This is a genomic window from Pseudomonas gozinkensis, from assembly GCF_014863585.1.
GTDB lineage: Bacteria > Pseudomonadota > Gammaproteobacteria > Pseudomonadales > Pseudomonadaceae > Aquipseudomonas > Aquipseudomonas gozinkensis.
This window is the reverse complement of sequence record NZ_CP062253.1, coordinates 6078295-6094075: the sequence shown is the minus strand read 5'-3', so window position 1 is coordinate 6094075 and position 15781 is coordinate 6078295. Positions and strand designations below refer to the sequence as shown.

Here is a 15781-nt window from a genome sequence, read left to right as displayed (position 1 = left end):
GCGGGCTGAAAAGCTGCGCTGTAGCGGGTCGGGAGGCCTGTTACGGTTCCGGGCGTCCGGGCGTGAGCCTGGCGGGAACGCCGGAGTATAACAGAGCAATCACTGCGCGCCGCTTTCCTGCTGCTCAACGGTTTTACCGCTGGCGGTGGCGTTGCCCAGTGGCGCAGACAGGGCGGGGGCTGCGCCGTAGCGGGCGCTGAGCTCAGCATAGGCCGGTTCGCGCTTGAAACGCTTGAGCTCGGCGCCGAAGCGCTGCACCAGCAAATCCATCCCGGCGTTGCGCCGCACGGCCAGAAACTGGCTCTGACGGCTGATGACCGTGGGGTTTTCCGTGATCTTGTCGCGAATGCCCAGTTCATCGAGCAAATGCTGACCCACGCGGCGGTCGGTGATCAGCAGGTCGATGCGCCCGCGCACCAGTTTGCCGAAATTGGCTTCGTGGGTCGGGGCCGGCTCACGGGTAAACAGGGTCGATTCGCGAAAATCGGGACTGTACAGATAGCCCGGTGAGGTGCCGATGGTCAGGCCCTTGAGGTCTTCCAGGCTGCCAAAGGGGTGCGGTCGCTCGTTGGCGTAGAACATCACGAATTCGACGTCCGACAACGGTTCGCCCGGATAGAGCAGGGTGGCGTCGCGTTCGTCGCTGTGGAAGATATCCAGCGCGCCGTCGGCCTGGCCGGTTTCGAGCATCGACAGGCAGCGTTTCCACGGCAGGAACTGCCATTCGACTTCGATGCCCAGGCGCTTGAACACGATGGCGGTGGTTTCGTAGTCCAGCCCGAGGTTCTTGCCGCCCTGTTCATAGACGTACGGCGCCCACGGTTCGGTGACAATACGCAGCTTCTCGCCCCGAGCCGCAAAGCTCAGGCAAGCAAAAACCAGCACGGCGAATAACTGCGCGATCAAAGGCATGGCTTGAGATTACGACGAGAAACGGCAAAGAGCCAGAAACTGGCCGCAGAAGCTCTGTTTCGGGCGTTAAAAGCAAAAGATCGCAGCGGCGAAAGCGCTGTAGGCACTGTCGCGGCTGCGATCTTCTGGTCTTGCGGTGACGTCTTTTTAGCGCGGCAGCTTCAGGTTGTTCCAGATCGCCAGGCTCGGTTCGGCCTGGTTCATGGAATAGAAGTGCAGGCCAGGTGCGCCACCCTGCAGCAGGCGTTCGCACATCTCGGTGACGACCTGTTCGCCAAAGCGCTGAATGCTTTGGCTGTCATCGCCGTAGGCTTCCAACTGCTTGCGGATCCAGCGCGGGATTTCCGCACCGCAGGCATCGGAGAAGCGCGCGAGTTTGCTGTAGTTGGTGATCGGCATGATTCCCGGCACGACCGGGATGTCCACGCCCAGCGCCTGCAAACGGTCGACAAAGTAGAAGTAGCTGTCGGCGTTGAAGAAGTACTGGGTGATCGCGCTGTCGGCGCCGGCACGGGCCTTGCGCACGAAGTTGGCGAGATCGTCTTCGTAGTTGCGCGCTTGCGGATGCATCTCCGGGTAGGCGGCGACTTCGATGTGGAAATGATTGCCGGTTTCTTCACGAATGAATTCAACCAGCTCATTGGCGTGACGCAGCTCGCCGCTGGTCATGCCCATGCCGGACGGCAGGTCACCGCGCAGGGCGACGATGCGCTTGATACCGGCAGCCTTGTACTCGTTCAGCAGGCCGCGCAGGTCGTCCTTGCTGTCGCCGACGCACGACAGGTGCGGGGCGGCGGGGATTTTGACTTCACTTTCCAGCTGCAACACGGTGTTCAGCGTGCGGTCACGGGTCGAGCCGCCAGCGCCGTAGGTGCAGGAAAAGAAATCAGGGTTGTAGGTGGCCAGCTGACGGGCAGTGGCGAGCAGTTTTTCATGCCCAGCATCGGTCTTGGTCGGGAAGAACTCGAAGCTGTAGCGACGGTCTTGGGACATGGTCATACCCTTGGAAACAAGAACCTTCGAGGCGCTGCAATTCCATGTGGGAGCGAGCTTGCTCGCGAAAACGGTGGGTCAGACAACTATGGTGTTGAATGATAAACCGCCTTCGCGAGCAAGCTCGCTCCCACAGGAAGAGCGAGCAGTCAGCGCCTGTTAGTAGCGGTAAGCGTGCGGCTTGAACGGGCCTTCGACGGTCACGCCGATGTAGTCAGCCTGTTGCTTGGTCAGTTGAGTGACCACGCCGCCGAAGCCGCGAACCATTTCCAGGGCCACTTCTTCGTCGAGTTTCTTCGGCAATACTTCAACGGTCAGGCGCTCGGCTTTCTGGGCTGGCGACAGGTCGGCGTACTTCTGGCCGAACAGGAAGATCTGCGCCAGAACCTGGTTGGCGAACGAACCGTCCATGATGCGGCTCGGGTGACCGGTGGCGTTGCCCAGGTTCACCAGACGGCCTTCGGCCAGCAGGATCAGGTAGTCGTCGTTCTGAGCGTCGAAAGCGCCCGGGCCGGTACGGTGGATCTTGTGCACCTGTGGCTTCACTTCTTCCCATGCCCAGTTCTTGCGCATGAAAGCGGTGTCGATTTCGTTGTCGAAGTGACCGATGTTGCAGACAACGGCACGCTTCTTCAGGGCTTTGAGCATGTTTGCGTCGCAAACGTTGACGTTACCGGTGGTGGTCACGATCAGGTCGATCTTGCCCAGCAGCGCTTTGTCGATGCTGGCTTCGGTGCCGTCGTTGATACCGTCGATGAACGGCGAAACCAGTTCGAAACCGTCCATGCAGGCTTGCATGGCGCAGATCGGGTCGACTTCGGAAACCTTGACGATCATGCCTTCCTGACGCAGGGACTGGGCCGAACCTTTGCCCACGTCACCGTAACCGATGACCAGCGCTTGCTTGCCGGACAGCAGGTGGTCAGTACCACGCTTGATGGCATCGTTCAGGCTGTGACGGCAGCCGTACTTGTTGTCGTTCTTGGACTTGGTCACCGAGTCGTTGACGTTGATGGCCGGGATTTTCAGCTCGCCCTTGGCCAGCATGTCCAGCAGACGGTGTACGCCGGTGGTGGTTTCTTCGGTCACGCCGTGAACGCGGTCCAGAACCTGTGGGTACTTGTCGTGCAGCAGCTGGGTCAGGTCGCCGCCGTCGTCGAGGATCATGTTGGCGTCCCATGGCTGGCCATCCTTCAGGATGGTCTGCTCCAGGCACCACTCGTACTCTTCTTCAGTCTCGCCTTTCCAGGCGAAAACCGGAATGCCGGCAGCGGCGATGGAAGCAGCAGCCTGATCCTGAGTCGAGAAGATGTTGCACGACGACCAGCGTACTTCGGCACCCAGGGCAACCAGGGTTTCGATCAGCACGGCGGTCTGAATGGTCATGTGGATGCAGCCGAGGATTTTTGCGCCTTTCAGCGGCTGCTCGGAAGCGTACTTGCGACGCAGACCCATCAGGGCCGGCATTTCCGACTCGGCGATGATGGTTTCGCGACGGCCCCAGGCAGCCAGGGACATGTCGGCAACTTTGTAATCGTTAAAATCTGCAGGCGTGATAACAGCGCTCATGAAGAGCCTCCATTCGTAATGTATGCGAATGGGCGCCGTTGTGCGTTTAGTGTCCGGCCTGAGCCGGTCAACGCCCCATCCGAGCCTGACAGGTTGAACCTGCTGCAGCGCCCCTCGGACAGGTGGCGGGAAAACGGTAGCAAGTGAAGGTTACCGTTTTGAAACGGGGGCGATTATAGCCGTCTAGACTGATCTTCCAAAGGGTTTCTGTCGGCCAGATGAAGATCGCCAATCGCGACCATAGTAGAAGCCTCATGGAGCATGACCGCTCAGTCTGCCAAGATGGCGCCATCATTCGGCAAGACGCTCAGGAGTGAAGATGAATTTCCACACCCGCAAGTGGGTAAAACCCGAAGACCTCAACCCCAACGGCACCCTGTTCGGCGGCAGCCTGCTGCGCTGGATCGACGAAGAAGCGGCGATCTACGCCATCGTTCAACTGGGCAACCAGCGCGTGGTGACCAAGTACATTTCCGAGATCAACTTCGTCAGCGCCTCGCGCCAGGGCGACATCATCGAACTGGGCATCACCGCCACCGAGTTCGGCCGCACCTCGATCACCCTGACCTGCGAAGTGCGCAACAAGATCACCCGCAAAAGCATCCTGACCGTCGAGAAGATGGTCTTCGTCAACCTCGGCGAAGACGGCTTGCCGGCGCCGCACGGGCGGACCGAGATCAAGTACGTCAAAGACCAGTTCAAGGATGAAACACCCGTTACCGAGTAATCGCACCACCCTGGCGAACGGAAGCCGAGCGGCGCGTGTCGTAGCCTTATGACCCCGCCACCGGTTTCCCGCCATGACCACGCCAACAGACGGCAAGACCCCCGACCTCTCGGCCAAGGAACAACACGAAGTCGAGAAAAGCCAGCCGCCCCGGGCGGCGGTCCTGCATGAAATCATCCGCAAACAGGGCGACCAGGAACTGGAGCGCAGCATCGCCGCGCTGTGGTGGTCGGCGCTGGCGGCCGGGCTGACCATGGGCCTGTCGCTGATGGGCATGGGCCTGCTCAACTCCCGCCTGCCCGAGGGCGACGAATTCAAGGTGATCGCCAGCTTCGGCTACTGCGCAGGCTTTCTCGCGGTGATCCTCGCCCGCCAGCAACTGTTCACCGAAAACACCCTGACCGCCGTGCTGCCGGTGATGACCAAGCCGACCCTGGCCAACTTCGGCCGACTGATCCGGCTCTGGACGGTGGTGCTGTTCGGCAACCTGTGCGGCACGATTCTGGTGGCGTACGTGATGCTCGAACTGCCGATCTTCGACAGCAAGACCGACGAGGCCTTCCTCGAAATCGGCCGCAAGGTCATGGAGAACCACGCGAGTCAGATGTTCGCCAAGGGCATCGTTTCCGGGTGGATGATCGCCACCATGGTCTGGATGATCCCGTCCATGGAGAGCGCGAAGATGTGGATCATCATCCTCATCACTTATTTGATGGCGCTGGGCGATTTCACGCACATCGTGGTGGGGTCGGCGGAAGTGTCGTATCTGGTGTTTGCCGGCGAGTTGCCGTGGAGTGATTTCTGGGCGGTGTTTGCCGGGCCGACCCTGGCGGGGAACATCATAGGCGGCAGTTTCATCTTCGCACTGATCAGTCATGCGCAGATCCGCAGCGAAAGCGGCGCGCCAAAAGAAACGGACGGGCCGAAAGAGTCTGCGGACCAGGCCGAAAAGCCTGATCCGCAGCAGATCAAGAAATGATCAATGGTGCGCGGGCTCGGCAGCGGTCGCCGGCTCGTCGCGCGTTGCGTGCTTGACCAGTTTGCCAATCGTCAGACCCTGCAACAGGATCGACGACAGCACCACGATGTAGGTGATGCTCAGCAGCAGGTCGCGTTCCGGGCCCAGCGGCAGGGCCAGGGCCAGGGCCACCGAAACACCGCCGCGCAAACCGCCCCAGGTCAGGATCCGGATGGTGCCGCGCGGCACCGTTCGCCAGCGGCGCAGCAGGACGATGGCCGGGGCCACGGTGAGCAGGCGCGACAGCAGAATCGCCAGCGCCAGCAGACTCGCCGCCGCCACGTGGAGCCAGTTGAACGGCAGCAGCAACAGCTCCATGCCGATCAACGCGAACAGCAGCGCGTTGAGCATGTCGTCGAGCAATTCCCAGAAACCGTCGAGGTATTTGCGGGTCATGTCGTTCATCGCCAGGTTGCGGCCGAGGTTACCGATGATCAGACCGGCGACCACCATCGCAATCGGCGCCGAGACGTGCAGCTCGGTGGCCATCGCCGAACCGCCGATCACCAGCGCCAGGGTCAGCATGACTTCGATCTGGTGCTGCTCGATGCTCTTGATCATCAGGTACACCAGATAACCGATCAGTCCGCCGAACAGCACACCACCCACCGCTTCGTGAACGAACAGCATGGCCGTTGCGCCGACGGTCGGGGTTTCGCCCAGTTGCGCGATACCCAGCAGCACGGTGAACACCACCACGGCGGTGCCGTCGTTGAACAGCGATTCGCCGACGATGGTGGTTTTCAGCGGCTTCGAGGCATTGGCCGTACGCAGCACGCCGAGTACCGCAATCGGGTCGGTCGGGGAAATCAGCGCGCCGAACAACAGGCAGTAGAGAAAGCTCACGTGCCAGCGGAACAGGGCAAAAATGTAGTAGGCGAGGCTGCCGATCACGGCGGTGGCGATCAGTACGCCGAAGGTCGCCAGCAGGCCGATGGGCCAGCGGTAGCTGCGCAGGTCGTTCAGGTTCACGTGCAAGGCGCCGGCGAACAGCAGGAACGAGAGCATCCAGTTCATCAGCAGATCGCCGAAGTCGATCTGGCCGATCAGTTGCTGTACGCGTTCTTCGAGACCGGGATAACCGAGCAGGCTCAGGCCTTGCAGCAACAGGGAAAACATCAGTGCGGTAACCATCACGCCGATGGTCGGTGGCAGGCCGATGAAGCGGAAATTCACAAAGGTGAGGAGGGTGGTGAGGCAGATGAAAGCGGCGACGAGTTCAAGCATCCGGGGTCCTTTGGATGGGGGTGAAAGACAGCGCGCCCATTCATGGACGCAAGGGTTGGATGGGCTGATGCCGGGTGGGGACACAATTGTGTCCCCCGGGACAATCAGCCGGACACATTGACCGCAGCGACACCCCGACGTTGCAGGTAGATGAAAAACAGCGCCGTCAGCACGGTCAGCACGCCCACCAGCGCGCCGGTCCACGGCAAGTCCGCCAGGTCTGCGCCGCTGGCTACCACCAGCCCGCCGATCCAAGCGCCGGCGGCATTGCCGAGGTTGAAGGCGCTCTGGTTCAGGGTCGAGCCGAGGTTCGGTGCTTCGTGCGCCTGATCGATGATCAGCAGTTGCAGGATCGGGCACAGGGCGAAGGCGAAAATCCCCCACAGCACCAGCGTGATTGCCGCCGGAACCACTGAGCGACTGGTCTGGCTGAACGCCGCCAGAATCACCACCACTGCCAGCGCCACACCCACCAGCGACGGCAACAGACGGCTGTCGGCCAGGCGCCCGCCGAGCATGCTGCCGCCGGTGAGGCCGACGCCGAACAACAGCAGCATCACCGTCACGCCGTGGGGGCTGACGCCGGTGATGTCCTGCAGAATCGGCGCGATGTAGGTGAACACGCTGAACAGGCTGGTGGAGGCCAGCACGCTCATGCCCAGCGCCAGCAACACGTTGACCTTGCCCAGCACCTTGAATTCGCTGGCGAGGTTGGCCTTGTCCATCGGGATATGTTTCGGCAACCACAGCCATTGGGCTAGGGCAGCGATCACACCGATCACCGAGACCGCCCAGAAGGTCGAACGCCAGCCCGCGTACTGGCCAAGCGCGGTGCCCAGCGGTACGCCGAGGACGTTGGCCAGAGTCAGACCGGTGAACATCATGGCAATCGCCTGCGCCCGTTTGTTCGGCGCGACCAGCCCGGCGGCCACCACCGAGCCGATGCCGAAGAACGCGCCGTGGCAGAGTGCGGTGACCACTCGCGCCGCCATCAGCGTCGCGTAGTTCGGCGCCAGTGCGCACAGCACGTTGCCGAGGATGAACATCAGCGTCATGCCCAGCAGCGTGGCCTTGCGCGGCATGTTGGCGGTGCCGATCGCCAGGATCGGCGCACCGAACACCACGCCCAGGGCGTAGCCGGTGATCAACAGGCCGGCGTGGGGAATGCTCACCGCGAGGTCGCGGGCGACATCGGGCAGCAGGCCCATGATGACGAATTCAGTGGTGCCGATGCCGAAAGCGGCAACAGCGAGTGCAAGCAAGGCGAGTGGCATGCGCAAGGTCTCTGTCGGTAGTCTTGACGCTTTGATCAGGCATACGCAGGCCGGCGACCGGTCTCGGACGAGAACGGGACAGGCAGGAATTATTGGAATTTATCTGTGCGCAACTGAGTGCGGCGTGGTCGCTTGCAGTATAAACAGCTGCTGACACATCGCGAATCAATAATCTGACTAATTGGCTCAGGCTCAACAACAAGCACTAAGGAGTGGCACGTGCTGGCAACAGCTCTGGTGTTGGTGGCGGCGCTGTTGCATGCAGCGTGGAACACGTTGATCAAGTTCAGCGCCGAGCGGCTGCTGGTGGTGGCTTGCATGGACACCGTGGCGCTTTTGTTCGTCGCGCTGGCGTTCCCTTTCATCAGCCTGCCGCCGGCGGAAATCTGGCCTTGGATTCTGGCGTCGGCGGCGTTCGAGCTGCTCTATCGTTATCTGCTCATCCAGGCCTATCGGGTCGGCGATCTGGGGCTGGTCTACCCGTTGATGCGCGGACTGTCGCCGCTGGTGGTGCTGGCGCTGACCCTGATCTTCGCCGGCGAAGCGCTGACCACTCAGCAGATCTTCGGGATCATGTTGATCCCGCTGGGCATGGCTTGCCTGCTCTGGCAGGGCGGCGGCGGGAAGCACTTGCCGTGGTCGATGCTGCCGGTGGTGGCGCTGATCGGCTTGTGCATCGGTTGCTACACCTACATCGATGGCCAGGCGTTGCGACGCTGGTCGCATCCGCTGGATTACCTGGTCTGGGTCACGCTGCTCAGTGCCTGGCCGTTTCCGTTGCTGGCGTGGGTGGCCAAGCGTCCGGCGTTCATGCTGTTCTGGCGCGAGCAATGGAAGCTGGGACTGGCGGTCGGGTTCTGCGTGTTGTTCAGCTACGCTCTGGTGCTGTGGGCGATGCAATTGGGCTCGATTGCCGAAGCGGCGGCGTTGCGTGAAATCAGCGTGATTCTGGTGGTGTTGTTCGGCATGCGTTACCTGAAAGAACCTTTCGGCCGGCCACGGCTCTTAGCCTGTGGGCTGGTGCTGGTCGGCATGCTGGTCATGAAGTTCTGACCGCCCGGCAACTCTATGACTCGAAAAAAGGACGGCGTTATGACGGTGGCTCTGTGGTGCGTTTTGATTGCGATCTTTCTGCCCTACCTGTGCACAGGCGTGGCCAAGGCTGTCGGTGGGTATCGGCTGAGCGACAATCACGATCCCCGGGATTTTCTCGAAAGCCTGAACGGCGTGGCGCGACGTGCCCATGCGGCACAGCTGAACAGTTTTGAAGTGACGCCGGCGTTTGCGGCAGCGGTGATCGTTGCGCACCTGGTCGGCACGGCAGAGCTGGTGACGGTCAACGTGCTGGCGGTACTGTTCATCACCAGTCGCCTGCTCTACATCATTTGCTATCTGGCGGACTGGGCGATTCTGCGGTCGCTGGTGTGGTTTGTCGGGATGGGGCTGATTGCCAGTTTCTTCTTCGTTTCGGTCTGAACCTGAAAAGATCGCAGGCTGACGAGGCCTGCGATCTTTTGCTTTGTGCTTATGGCTTGTCGGCCACCTGCGGCACTTGCGGCAACGCCGCCCCTTTCGGCCAAAGCATCCAGATCTGCCCTTGCTGCTTCATGTCGCCAGCCAGTTGCCCGGCGGCATCTCCGGTGCCCCAGAACAGATCCGCACGAACTTCGCCGGCAATCGCGCCGCCGGTGTCCTGCGCGGCCACCGGGCGTACCAGTGCCGTGCCGTCCGGGCGGGTGGTCGACAGCCACAAAAGGCTGCCCAACGGAATCACTTTGCGATCCACTGCCGCGCTGTAACCGGCGGTCAGCGGTACATTCAGCGAGCCGCGCGGACCTTCGTTGCTGTCCGGGTTGCGGGTGAAGAACACGTAGCTCGGGTTGCTCGCCAGCAGTTCCGGAATGCGCGACGGGTTGGCCTTGGCCCACTTGCTGATCGCGCCCATGGTCACTTCTTCTTTTTTCAGCTCGCCCTGTTCCACCAGCCAGCGGCCAATCGGCCGGTACGGATGACCGTTCTGGTCGGCGTAGGCGATGCGCAGCTGCCGGCCGTCATCGGTCTGGATCCGCCCCGAGCCCTGAATCTGCAGGAATTGCAGGTTCATCGGATCGGTCAGCCAGGCCACGACCGGCGCCTTGACGCCCTGGCTCTCGATGGTCGCCGCGTCGTCGTAAGGCTTGAGCACGCGACCTTCGAGGCGTCCGCGCAGGCGCTTGCCCTTCAGTTCCGGGTAAATGCTGTCCAGCGAAACAATGATCATGTCTTCGGGCACGCCATACACCGGCACGTTGGCGGTGGCGGTTTGCGTCAGGCTGCCGGGATAGACCGGTTCGTAGTAGCCGGTGATCAGACCGTTGGGGTTGTCGTTCTCGGCGCGCAGGCCGAACACGTCGAGGTTCTGCTTGAGGAACGTGCGAATGTCGCCAGCGCTTTGCGGCACGTTGGCAGCTGCAGCACAGGTTGCGCCCCAGACCGGATCAGCCTTGAGCCGGGTGCAGGCGCTGCGCCAGGAACCGAAGCCGGCCACAAGGTCGCTATCGGACACCGCCGGCAATGCTTCCCAGGTGGCACTGGAATACGTGGCCAGGGCGTGGGTTTTCGGCTTGGCGCTGTCGCCACCGGTGCAGCCGGCGAGGATCGCCAGCAGCGGGAGGGTAGCGATAAGCGGATGACGCCAGGCCTTGAAACGGCTGTTCATGGAGAATTTCCTGTGCCGGTTGCAGAAGTGCTCCATGCGCTCAAGCAACCCTTATTGTTAATAGGGCTATTGGTGTTTGGCGGTGACGCGGGGATACTGGCCGCCGATTTCCGTGACCTGAAGCCACCATGACTCTTAAAAGAATTTCTGTTGTATTGCTGGCCTGTCTGACCGTGTCCGCCTGTGGCGGTGTCGACCCCAATTCCCCGTTGGGCCAGCGCAAGGCGATCTTCAAGCAGATGCTCAAGACCGGCGAAGACCTGGGTGGCATGTTGCGTGGGCGCATCCCGTTCGACGGACCGAAATTCGCCGAAGGCGCGGTCAAGCTCGATGCGTTGTCCCATGAACCGTGGAAACATTTCCCGCAGGTGCGCGAAGAAGATCACACCAGCGCCAAGGACGATGTCTGGCAGAAGCAGGCCCGCTTCCAGGAAATGGCCCGCACCCTTGAAGCGGCCACCGGTGAACTGGTGATCGCCAGCAAGGTTCAACCCTACAAGGCCAGCAACCTGGGGCCGGCCGTGCAGAAAGTCGAAGATGCCTGCAGTGCCTGCCATAAAGAGTTTCGCGACCACTGATATTCAAGGGATCACAGCCTTTGGCCGTGATCCCCGGCTTTCTTACTTGTCGAGTTCGTCCAGCGCGTCCTGCAATTCCTTGCGTGATTCGGCGAGCTTGTTCTTGCGCTTGTCGATCTTCTCCGGATCGCCTTTCTTCATGGCCTTGTCCAGATCGGCCTGACGCTTGCTCACTTCGTGCTTGGCGTCGAGCACCTTGTTTTCGCGTTCTTTCTTCAGGCCCGCGTCGGTGCAGTGTTCAGTGACTTCACGCAGGGCGGTTTCGAGGCCGGCCTGCTGGTCGGCGTTGCCGCGGGACTTGGCCTGTTCGATCTGATTGATGATGCCCTGCTTCTTGGCGGCACAACCGGTCAGGCCCGGCGCGTCTTCGTCGGCCATCACGGGGGCGGCGAGGACTGCGCAGAAAGACAGCAGGGCGAGCGGTGCGAGAAATTTCATAAAAGCTCCATGTGCAAAGGCAATCGGGTCGGTGAAGCACTGCGCTGTTGGAGCGCTCCGGCGGACATTGGGTTCCCGGCGGGCCGGGGATTGCGTGTTCAGAAGCCGTCGACTCCGGCGGCTTGCAGGGTTTCACTCAGGGCCAGTACCTGCGGGTCGCGAAAAAAGGCACTCAATTGCGCCGCGCGGCCCGGGCCGATTCCGGCTTCTGCCTGCCATTGTTCGGTATTGCGTTGTGCCAGCGCCTGCCATGAATCGGCGAGTGTTGCCTGACCGGTCGGCGGCAATCCCAGGGCTTTGAGCCACTGCAGGAACGGCCGTTGGCGGGCGCTGTGAAAACTGTGCAGCAGGCGGGCACTGCTGCGCTCGCCGAGACCGGCAATGTTAGCAAGCTCCGGCCCGTCGAGGGTCAACCAATCCAGCAGGCTGTTCAGGCGGCCTGTTTCCAGAAGTTTCTCCCAGGTGCCGCGACCGACATGGGGCAGGGCCAGTCCCTGCTTGCCGCTGAGCCAGGTCAGGCGCGCGAGGAACTGGCTTTCGCAGCCCGGCGTCGGTTGCCAGCAGCTCAGGGCGTGAAAGTCGCTGGCGAGCGGAACAGTCAGATCGGCGCGTTCGGTACTGCGCAGCACCACGCTGTCGAGACGCGGAATCGTCAGCCCGGCCAGGCTGATTGCCACCTGATCGCCGGGGCGAATGTCCAGCTCCTGCCAGCGCCTGAGCGAACTGACACTGACCCGTTTGATCTGCCGGTCATCGAGCATCACTGGCGACAGTTCGAGCACCGGCGTGATGCGCCCGGTGCGGCCGATCTTGAAGTTCACCTTGCGCACATCGGCCAGTGCCTGTGCGAAAGGGTATTTCCAGGCGACAGCCCAGTAGGGCGGACGAGCCTGCCAGCGCTCGGCCGGCGGCCGCTGGCTCTGGCGCAGAACCACGCCGTCCGTGGCAAATGGCAGTGGCGAGCGATACCAGTGATCGCGCCAGTGTTGCGCTTCGTTCAGGCTGGTGACGGCATGGGTGTAGGGCTCCGTGGTGGGAAAGCCGAATTGCGCCAGGGCTGCGATTCGCTCCGGCAAGTCCTTCGGCCCTTGCGGCCAGTCCCAGACAAACAGCCCGATGCCGGCGGCGTGTTCCGCGTCGAGATCCTTGCGCCCCAGCAGCCCGGCCACGGTGGCGCGGGCATTGGCGCTGCCGGCACGTGCCTGCGTATGCCCGTTCAAACGCCAGTAAAGTTCGCCTTGCACCAGCAGATCCTGCGGTTGCGTCAGCTGTTGCGGGATGGCCCCGATCTTTTTTGCCGACGCGGTCCAGTCCTGCCCGTGAACACCATCCCCGCGACTGATCGCCTGATGCAATCGGCCGTCGCGATAGATCAGGGTGACCGCCACGCCATCGACCTTGGGTTGTACCCAGACGTTTTGGCGGTCGCGCAGCCAGGTGGCGATGTCTGCCGCGTCGTGGAGTTTGTCCAGGCCGGTGTGGGCGACAGGGTGCGCAACCGGGCCTGATGCGGTGCGCAACGGCGCGGGCGGTGAAGGAAGTTTGAAGCATCGGCGCCATTCGTTCAGGCGCAAGCGGGACTGATCGTAGAGCTCATCGGCGATCACCGAACGGCCTTCGCGATGGTAGGCGTCGTCCCAGCGATCGATCTGTTGTTGCAGGGCGGCGACTTCGCTCGAAGCCCGCGTGGCGGCCCAGTCGGGACAGTCGGCAGCAAAGGCGTTGAGGTGGAAAACTGGCAGGAAAAACAGAAACAGGCGCAGTGTGGCAAGCATTGTGAGCGTCCTTGCTCAGGGAGATGCTTGAAGGCTAGGCGAGGATTTGTTGTTGAGAGAGGTGGGTGTTTTGCGAGCTGTTTCCAATCCCCATTTGATGTCGCTGATACGGGTCTCTTCGCGAGCAAGCTCGCTCCCACAGGGTACGAATGAAAAAGCCCCGCACGGCGAACCGTGCGGGGCTTCTTGTACCGCCAGGAAAATTACAGGCCGGCAGCGGAACGCAGGGCGTCGGCGCGGTCGGTTTTTTCCCAGGTGAAGGTGGAGAAGGTGTCTTCGCCAACAGTCTTGGTCTGCGGAGCGCGACCGAAGTGGCCGTAGGCAGCGGTTTCCTGGTACATCGGGTGCAGCAGGTCCAGCATGGTGGTGATCGCGTATGGACGCAGGTCGAACACTTCGCGGACCAGTTTGATGATCTTGTCATCGCTGATCTTGCCGGTGCCAAAGGTGTTCAGCGAGATCGAGGTAGGCTGGGCCACACCGATCGCGTAGGAAACCTGGATCTCGCAACGCTCGGCCAGGCCGGCAGCCACGATGTTCTTGGCAACATAACGGCCAGCGTAGGCAGCCGAACGGTCAACCTTGGATGGATCTTTACCGGAGAACGCGCCGCCGCCGTGACGGGCCATGCCGCCGTAGCTGTCGACGATGATCTTGCGACCGGTCAGACCGCAGTCACCTACCGGGCCGCCAATGATGAACTGGCCGGTCGGGTTGATGTGGAACTGGGTGTCCTTGCTCAGCAGTTCGGCAGGCAGCACGTGCTTGACGATCAGCTCCATCACGCCTTCGCGCAGGTCGTTGTACGACACTTCAGGGTTGTGCTGGGTCGACAGAACCACGGCGTCGATCCCGACAACCTTGCCGCCTTCGTAACGGCAGGTCACTTGCGACTTGGCGTCCGGACGCAGCCAAGGCAGCAGACCCGATTTGCGGGCTTCGGCCTGACGCTGCACCAGCTGGTGCGAGAAGGTGATCGGTGCCGGCATCAGCACGTCGGTTTCGTTGCTGGCGTAGCCGAACATCAGGCCCTGGTCGCCGGCGCCCTGATCTTCAGGCTTGGCGCGGTCAACACCCTGGTTGATGTCAGGGGACTGCTTGCCGATGATGTTCATCACGCCGCAGGTGGCGCCGTCGAAGCCGACGTCGGAGCTGGTGTAGCCGATGTCGCAAATCACGTCACGAACGATCTGCTCCAGGTCGACCCAGGCGCTGGTGGTCACTTCACCGGCAACGATGGCCACGCCAGTCTTGACCAGGGTTTCCACCGCAACGCGTGCGTGTTTGTCCTGGGCGATGATGGCGTCCAGCACTGCATCGGAAATCTGGTCGGCGATTTTGTCCGGATGTCCTTCAGACACGGACTCGGAGGTGAAGAGGGAGTATTCGCTCATCTCGATGTTTTCCTGAATTTACCGATGGTGAGTGTCGCCAGCCGGTCGCTGAAAATGGCGGACCTGGATCTGGAAACCATTACGTAAGCCTACATAGAGGCTTTCCCCGGGAACGAGTCCCGCAGCGGTGGCCCAACGGGCCAGATCGTCCTGTTCAAACCCCAACCACAGATCACCGCAGGCCTCCCTGGCCCAACTCTGGTTGTGGCTACATAACTCTGTCACGAGCAGGCTACCGCCCGGTTGCAGCAGGCTGGCCATGTGCTTGAGCGCTTCGGCCGGCGCGGCGAAATGGTGCAACACCATGTTCAACACCACGCAATCGGCCTGAAGGCTCACACCATTCAATGCATCGGCCAATTGCAGGCTGACGTTAGCCAGCTGTTCACGTTCACATACCTGGCGGGCCAGTTCGAGCATCGCCGCGCTGTTGTCCAGTGCGGTTACGGTGCCGAAGCGGCGCGCCAGTTCCGGCAGGAAAGCTCCATCGCCGGGGCCGACTTCAATGGCCGTGGCAGCACCATTGAAATTCAGTTTGTCGAGCAGGGCCAGCACGCTTTCACGGTACTGCGGCAGGCCGGCAATCAAATCCTGCTGGGCGCGGAATTTCTCCGCGACCCGGGCGAAAAAGTCCTGGCTGTTGGCCGCGCGTTGGCCGTGAACCTGTGCGATCCGCGTTTCCACGTCCGCTGGCAGCGCCAGATTGTCGACTTCTTCTAACAATGCCGCGTGCAGCTTGCCGCCCAGCAACTCGGTGTGGGGCAGGGCGCGGCGATAGAACACCGCATTGCCTTCGCGGCGAGTCGCCACCAGATCCGCCTGCGCCAGCACTTTGAGGTGATGGCTCATGCCGGACTGACCGATACCGAAAATCTGTGCCAGCTCCAGCACGCCGAACGAGTCGTTGGCCAGGGCGCGCAATACATTCAGCCGCAGCGGATCGCCGCCGGCCTTGCACAAGGCCGCCAGCTCGTCGCAATCGTCATGGCGAATGGAAGGCACGCGTAAGTTCATAGGGCTGGCAGTCTAGTGACGGGTGGAATCCATCGCAAGGCCAATATCAAAAAGTTTTGATATTGCTCGATGGGTGGTGCTTTCGATGGCACTTCTCACCGCCCGGTTAACTCTACAAACGAACAGCGGAAAGGTTTCACCAGCCGAAACCGATGTTATCCATT

Annotated in this window: 15 protein-coding genes and 1 riboswitch; of the genes, 5 read left to right on the top strand and 10 right to left on the bottom strand. The window is 61.7% G+C overall.

Annotated features, from left to right (window positions below):
- Positions 1–99: 99 nt before the first annotated feature.
- The 3 genes from IHQ43_RS27215 to ahcY form a co-directional block, all read right to left on the bottom strand.
- Complete coding sequence (locus tag IHQ43_RS27215) at positions 100–912, bottom strand: substrate-binding periplasmic protein (protein WP_192562699.1); 813 nt, start codon at positions 910–912, stop codon at positions 100–102.
- Between the two features lie 147 nt (positions 913–1059).
- The gene (metF, locus tag IHQ43_RS27210; RefSeq protein WP_007959683.1) at positions 1060–1905 is read right to left on the bottom strand and encodes a methylenetetrahydrofolate reductase [NAD(P)H]; all 846 of its coding nucleotides are present in this window, start codon (positions 1903–1905) and stop codon (positions 1060–1062) included.
- Between the two features lie 159 nt (positions 1906–2064).
- Positions 2065–3474 (bottom strand): adenosylhomocysteinase, encoded by a 1410-nt coding sequence (ahcY, locus tag IHQ43_RS27205; RefSeq protein ID WP_007959684.1) that lies wholly within the window; start codon positions 3472–3474, stop codon positions 2065–2067.
- 23 nt (positions 3475–3497) lie between these two features.
- Positions 3498–3596, bottom strand: a riboswitch (S-adenosyl-L-homocysteine riboswitch).
- 197 nt (positions 3597–3793) lie between these two features.
- Here ahcY and IHQ43_RS27200 point away from each other — a divergent pair.
- Together IHQ43_RS27200 and IHQ43_RS27195 are read left to right on the top strand one after the other, a co-directional pair.
- Positions 3794–4201: an acyl-CoA thioesterase gene (locus IHQ43_RS27200; protein ID WP_007959686.1), complete on the top strand. Its 408-nt coding sequence runs from the start codon at positions 3794–3796 to the stop codon at positions 4199–4201.
- A 73-nt stretch (positions 4202–4274) separates the two neighbouring features.
- Entirely contained in the window at positions 4275–5180 is a 906-nt protein-coding gene (locus tag IHQ43_RS27195) for a formate/nitrite transporter family protein (protein ID WP_192562698.1), read from the top strand.
- On the opposite strand, the gene IHQ43_RS27190 is transcribed toward IHQ43_RS27195, so the two are convergent.
- Together IHQ43_RS27190 and IHQ43_RS27185 are read right to left on the bottom strand one after the other, a co-directional pair.
- Complete coding sequence (locus IHQ43_RS27190) at positions 5181–6446, bottom strand: cation:proton antiporter (RefSeq protein ID WP_192562697.1); 1266 nt, start codon at positions 6444–6446, stop codon at positions 5181–5183. It lies immediately after the preceding gene.
- A 104-nt stretch (positions 6447–6550) separates the two neighbouring features.
- A complete protein-coding gene (locus IHQ43_RS27185) occupies positions 6551–7720 on the bottom strand; it encodes an MFS transporter (protein WP_007959692.1) in 1170 nt (389 codons plus the stop codon).
- 219 nt (positions 7721–7939) lie between these two features.
- On the opposite strand from IHQ43_RS27185, the gene IHQ43_RS27180 reads away from it, so the two are divergent.
- Together IHQ43_RS27180 and IHQ43_RS27175 are read left to right on the top strand one after the other, a co-directional pair.
- The gene (locus IHQ43_RS27180) at positions 7940–8773 is read left to right on the top strand and encodes an EamA family transporter (protein WP_192562696.1); all 834 of its coding nucleotides are present in this window, start codon (positions 7940–7942) and stop codon (positions 8771–8773) included.
- A 39-nt stretch (positions 8774–8812) separates the two neighbouring features.
- Positions 8813–9196 carry an MAPEG family protein gene (locus IHQ43_RS27175; RefSeq protein WP_007959694.1) on the top strand — a complete coding sequence of 128 codons (384 nt, stop codon included), beginning with the start codon at positions 8813–8815 and terminating at the stop codon, positions 9194–9196.
- Positions 9197–9245: 49 nt separating this feature from the next.
- On the opposite strand, the gene mltA is transcribed toward IHQ43_RS27175, so the two are convergent.
- Entirely contained in the window at positions 9246–10418 is a 1173-nt protein-coding gene (gene mltA / locus IHQ43_RS27170) for a murein transglycosylase A (RefSeq protein WP_192562695.1), read from the bottom strand.
- Positions 10419–10546: 128 nt separating this feature from the next.
- Here mltA and IHQ43_RS27165 point away from each other — a divergent pair, with 128 nt between their 5' ends.
- The gene (locus tag IHQ43_RS27165; RefSeq protein WP_192562694.1) at positions 10547–10996 is read left to right on the top strand and encodes a c-type cytochrome; all 450 of its coding nucleotides are present in this window, start codon (positions 10547–10549) and stop codon (positions 10994–10996) included.
- Positions 10997–11038: 42 nt separating this feature from the next.
- Here the strand turns inward: IHQ43_RS27165 and IHQ43_RS27160 are convergent, their stop codons facing one another.
- The 4 genes from IHQ43_RS27160 to IHQ43_RS27145 all read right to left on the bottom strand — a co-directional run bounded on the left by IHQ43_RS27160 (position 11039) and on the right by IHQ43_RS27145 (position 15617).
- Positions 11039–11434 (bottom strand): DUF1090 domain-containing protein, encoded by a 396-nt coding sequence (locus IHQ43_RS27160; protein WP_007959697.1) that lies wholly within the window; start codon positions 11432–11434, stop codon positions 11039–11041.
- 98 nt (positions 11435–11532) lie between these two features.
- A complete protein-coding gene (ligB, locus tag IHQ43_RS27155) occupies positions 11533–13209 on the bottom strand; it encodes an NAD-dependent DNA ligase LigB (protein ID WP_192562693.1) in 1677 nt (558 codons plus the stop codon).
- A 203-nt stretch (positions 13210–13412) separates the two neighbouring features.
- Positions 13413–14603: a methionine adenosyltransferase gene (metK, locus tag IHQ43_RS27150; protein WP_011336330.1), complete on the bottom strand. Its 1191-nt coding sequence runs from the start codon at positions 14601–14603 to the stop codon at positions 13413–13415.
- Positions 14604–14621: 18 nt separating this feature from the next.
- Positions 14622–15617 (bottom strand): ArsR/SmtB family transcription factor, encoded by a 996-nt coding sequence (locus tag IHQ43_RS27145; protein ID WP_064380157.1) that lies wholly within the window; start codon positions 15615–15617, stop codon positions 14622–14624.
- Between the last annotated feature and the right edge of the window lie 164 nt (positions 15618–15781).

Excerpts from the sequence above, each read along its gene's own strand:
- metF (WP_007959683.1), bottom strand. The coding sequence starts at position 1,905 with ATGTCCCAAGACCGTCGCTACAGCTTCGAGTTCTTCCCGACCAAGACC.
- IHQ43_RS27195 (WP_192562698.1), top strand. The coding sequence starts at position 4,275 with ATGACCACGCCAACAGACGGCAAGACCCCCGACCTCTCGGCCAAGGAA.
- IHQ43_RS27215 (WP_192562699.1), bottom strand. The coding sequence starts at position 912 with ATGCCTTTGATCGCGCAGTTATTCGCCGTGCTGGTTTTTGCTTGCCTG.
- metK (WP_011336330.1), bottom strand. The coding sequence starts at position 14,603 with ATGAGCGAATACTCCCTCTTCACCTCCGAGTCCGTGTCTGAAGGACAT.
- ligB (WP_192562693.1), bottom strand. The coding sequence starts at position 13,209 with ATGCTTGCCACACTGCGCCTGTTTCTGTTTTTCCTGCCAGTTTTCCAC.
- IHQ43_RS27165 (WP_192562694.1), top strand. The coding sequence starts at position 10,547 with ATGACTCTTAAAAGAATTTCTGTTGTATTGCTGGCCTGTCTGACCGTG.
- IHQ43_RS27185 (WP_007959692.1), bottom strand. The coding sequence starts at position 7,720 with ATGCCACTCGCCTTGCTTGCACTCGCTGTTGCCGCTTTCGGCATCGGC.
- IHQ43_RS27190 (WP_192562697.1), bottom strand. The coding sequence starts at position 6,446 with ATGCTTGAACTCGTCGCCGCTTTCATCTGCCTCACCACCCTCCTCACC.
- IHQ43_RS27200 (WP_007959686.1), top strand. The coding sequence starts at position 3,794 with ATGAATTTCCACACCCGCAAGTGGGTAAAACCCGAAGACCTCAACCCC.
- ahcY (WP_007959684.1), bottom strand. The coding sequence starts at position 3,474 with ATGAGCGCTGTTATCACGCCTGCAGATTTTAACGATTACAAAGTTGCC.
- IHQ43_RS27145 (WP_064380157.1), bottom strand. The coding sequence starts at position 15,617 with ATGAACTTACGCGTGCCTTCCATTCGCCATGACGATTGCGACGAGCTG.
- mltA (WP_192562695.1), bottom strand. The coding sequence starts at position 10,418 with ATGAACAGCCGTTTCAAGGCCTGGCGTCATCCGCTTATCGCTACCCTC.
- IHQ43_RS27175 (WP_007959694.1), top strand. The coding sequence starts at position 8,813 with ATGACGGTGGCTCTGTGGTGCGTTTTGATTGCGATCTTTCTGCCCTAC.
- IHQ43_RS27160 (WP_007959697.1), bottom strand. The coding sequence starts at position 11,434 with ATGAAATTTCTCGCACCGCTCGCCCTGCTGTCTTTCTGCGCAGTCCTC.